Below are 511 nucleotides of genomic sequence, written 5' to 3'. Positions count from 1 at the left end.
CCACCTTCAAGATTAAGACAATCCTGCCGGTTGGTCGCATGGTTGTCCCGCTGCTGAGCCGCCCGGACGTCTCGGTCAAGCTCGGCCTGAACCATGTTGTTGGCGTCTGCGATCTGTTCCTGCGCCCCAACCTGCGCCTTCATGTAGTTGCTCAGCTGCGTAAAGCCGTCTCCCAGACTGCCGTTAATGAGGCCAAGCGTGCTGTTCAGGACTTTCTGGGCCGTCGTTATGACACTGTTCATCGCGCCCTGGAGCGTACTGATCGCGCCTACGATCGCGGCTGAATCAAAAAAGGCATAAGCCGGTTTCGGGGCCGCGACGGTTGCAAGCGCTAGAACCAGAAGGCTTGCGCCTCCGAGCCGTCCAGCTCTGTCGAGAAGCCGCTTCATTGGCTCACCCGGGAAATGCCGGTGCTCGATCCTATGGCGTCAAAGCTGTACCCCGAAGGAAGCTGGCTCTGTCCGGACACAACCCAGCTCTGGTTGCCGGTCGTATTCGTCCCGGCATTGAT

At 59.3% G+C, this 511-nt stretch carries 1 pseudogene; it reads right to left on the bottom strand.

Features of this window, described 5'->3' with window-relative positions:
• A pseudogene (locus tag R5H23_RS16905) lies at positions 1-389 on the bottom strand (hypothetical protein); the annotation flags it as partial.
• Positions 390-511: the final 122 nt, after the last annotated feature.

The sequence above is a fragment of the Gluconobacter sp. GP1 genome (assembly GCF_032913585.1).
Taxonomy (GTDB): Bacteria; Pseudomonadota; Alphaproteobacteria; order Acetobacterales; family Acetobacteraceae; genus Gluconobacter; species Gluconobacter cerinus.
The sequence above is the reverse complement of the archived record's forward strand: the minus strand, read 5'-3'. Positions and strand labels throughout refer to the sequence as shown.